2 rRNA genes are annotated in these 3,191 nt (G+C 52.2%); both read left to right on the top strand.

From position 1 onward, the window contains the following. The first annotated feature begins 65 nt into the window (after positions 1-65). Positions 66-2,975 (top strand): 23S ribosomal RNA (locus FCH32_RS23075). A 94-nt stretch (positions 2,976-3,069) separates the two neighbouring features. Then, positions 3,070-3,185, top strand: a 5S ribosomal RNA gene (gene rrf / locus FCH32_RS23070). Positions 3,186-3,191: the final 6 nt, after the last annotated feature.

The raw sequence follows: 3,191 nt of genomic DNA, 5'->3' as shown, positions 1-3,191 counted from the left end.
GGTGTGTTCGAGTCTCTCAAATTTTCGCAACACGATGTGTTTTACGAAACATCTTCGGGTTGTGAGGTTAAGCGACTAAGCGTACACGGTGGATGCCCTGGCAGTCAGAGGCGATGAAGGACGTGCTAATCTGCGATAAGCGTCGGTAAGGTGATATGAACCGTTATAGCCGGCGATTTCCGAATGGGGAAACCCAGTGTGTTTCGACACACTATCATTACGTGAATACATAGCGTAATGAAGCGAACCGGGGGAACTGAAACATCTAAGTACCCCGAGGAAAAGAAATCAACCGAGATTCCCCCAGTAGCGGCGAGCGAACGGGGAGCAGCCCAGAGTCTGAATCAGCATGTGTGGTAGTGGAACGGTCTGGAAAGTCCGACGGTACAGGGTGATAGTCCCGTACACAAAATCGCATGTGTTGTGAACTCGAAGAGTAGGGCGGGACACGTGGTATCCTGTCTGAATATGGGGGGACCATCCTCCAAGGCTAAATACTCCTGACTGACCGATAGTGAACCAGTACCGTGAGGGAAAGGCGAAAAGAACCCCGGCGAGGGGAGTGAAAAAGAACCTGAAACCGTGTACGTACAAGCAGTGGGAGCCCTGATTTATCAGGGTGACTGCGTACCTTTTGTATAATGGGTCAGCGACTTATATTCTGTAGCAAGGTTAACCGTATAGGGGAGCCGAAGGGAAACCGAGTCTTAACTGGGCGTTAAGTTGCAGGGTATAGACCCGAAACCCGGTGATCTAGCCATGGGCAGGTTGAAGGTTGGGTAACACTAACTGGAGGACCGAACCGACTAATGTTGAAAAATTAGCGGATGACTTGTGGCTGGGGGTGAAAGGCCAATCAAACCGGGAGATAGCTGGTTCTCCCCGAAAGCTATTTAGGTAGCGCCTCGTGAACTCATCTTCGGGGGTAGAGCACTGTTTCGGCTAGGGGGTCATCCCGACTTACCAACCCGATGCAAACTACGAATACCGAAGAATGTTATCACGGGAGACACACGGCGGGTGCTAACGTCCGTCGTGAAGAGGGAAACAACCCAGACCGCCAGCTAAGGTCCCAAAGTCACAGTTAAGTGGGAAACGATGTGGGAAGGCACAGACAGCCAGGATGTTGGCTTAGAAGCAGCCATCATTTAAAGAAAGCGTAATAGCTCACTGGTCGAGTCGGCCTGCGCGGAAGATGTAACGGGGCTAAACTGTGCACCGAAGCTGCGGCAGCGACACTATGTGTTGTTGGGTAGGGGAGCGTTCTGTAAGCCGTTGAAGGTGTCCTGTGAGGGGTGCTGGAGGTATCAGAAGTGCGAATGCTGACATAAGTAACGATAATGCGGGTGAAAAACCCGCACGCCGGAAGACCAAGGGTTCCTGTCCAACGTTAATCGGGGCAGGGTGAGTCGACCCCTAAGGCGAGGCCGAAAGGCGTAGTCGATGGGAAACAGGTTAATATTCCTGTACTTGGTGTTACTGCGAAGGGGGGACGGAGAAGGCTATGTTAGCCGGGCGACGGTTGTCCCGGTTTAAGCATGTAGGCGGGAAGTTTAGGTAAATCCGGACTTCTGTATAACGCTGAGGTGTGATGACGAGGCACTACGGTGCTGAAGTAACAAATGCCCTGCTTCCAGGAAAAGCCTCTAAGCATCAGGTAACACGAAATCGTACCCCAAACCGACACAGGTGGTCAGGTAGAGAATACCAAGGCGCTTGAGAGAACTCGGGTGAAGGAACTAGGCAAAATGGTGCCGTAACTTCGGGAGAAGGCACGCTGATGGTAGGTGAAGCGACTTGCTCGTGGAGCTGAAATCAGTCGAAGATACCAGCTGGCTGCAACTGTTTATTAAAAACACAGCACTGTGCAAACACGAAAGTGGACGTATACGGTGTGACGCCTGCCCGGTGCCGGAAGGTTAATTGATGGGGTTATCCGTAAGGAGAAGCTCTTGATCGAAGCCCCGGTAAACGGCGGCCGTAACTATAACGGTCCTAAGGTAGCGAAATTCCTTGTCGGGTAAGTTCCGACCTGCACGAATGGCGTAATGATGGCCAGGCTGTCTCCACCCGAGACTCAGTGAAATTGAACTCGCTGTGAAGATGCAGTGTACCCGCGGCAAGACGGAAAGACCCCGTGAACCTTTACTATAGCTTGACACTGAACACTGGTCCTTGATGTGTAGGATAGGTGGGAGGCTTTGAAGTGTGGACGCCAGTCTGCATGGAGCCAACCTTGAAATACCACCCTTTAATGGCTGGTGTTCTAACGTAGACCCGTGATCCGGGTTGCGGACAGTGTCTGGTGGGTAGTTTGACTGGGGCGGTCTCCTCCTAAAGAGTAACGGAGGAGCACGAAGGTTAGCTAATCCTGGTCGGACATCAGGAGGTTAGTGCAAAGGCATAAGCTAGCTTGACTGCGAGAGTGACGGCTCGAGCAGGTGCGAAAGCAGGTCTTAGTGATCCGGTGGTTCTGAATGGAAGGGCCATCGCTCAACGGATAAAAGGTACTCCGGGGATAACAGGCTGATACCGCCCAAGAGTTCATATCGACGGCGGTGTTTGGCACCTCGATGTCGGCTCATCACATCCTGGGGCTGAAGTAGGTCCCAAGGGTATGGCTGTTCGCCATTTAAAGTGGTACGCGAGCTGGGTTTAGAACGTCGTGAGACAGTTCGGTCCCTATCTGCCGTGGGCGCTGGAGAATTGAGGGGGGCTGCTCCTAGTACGAGAGGACCGGAGTGGACGCATCACTGGTGTTCGGGTTGTCATGCCAATGGCATTGCCCGGTAGCTAAATGCGGAAGAGATAAGTGCTGAAAGCATCTAAGCACGAAACTTGCCCCGAGATGAGTTCTCCCTGACTCCTTGAGAGTCCTGAAGGAACGTTGAAGACTACGACGTTGATAGGTCGGGTGTGTAAGTGTAGCGATACATTGAGCTAACCGATACTAATGAACCGTGAGGCTTAACCTTACAACGCCAAAGATGTTTTGGTGAAAGAAAGACATCAATTCAGCTTGATACAGATAAAATCAGAACGCAAAAGCGGTCTGATAAACAGAATTTGCCTGGCGGCTGTAGCGCGGTGGTCCCACCTGACCCCATGCCGAACTCAGAAGTGAAACGCCGTAGCGCCGATGGTAGTGTGGGGTCTCCCCATGCGAGAGTAGGGAACTGCCAGGCATCAAA

This window comes from Citrobacter gillenii (genome assembly GCF_013337685.1).
Taxonomy (GTDB): domain Bacteria; phylum Pseudomonadota; class Gammaproteobacteria; order Enterobacterales; family Enterobacteriaceae; genus Citrobacter; species Citrobacter gillenii.
This window is presented reverse-complemented; position numbering and strand designations above follow the sequence as displayed.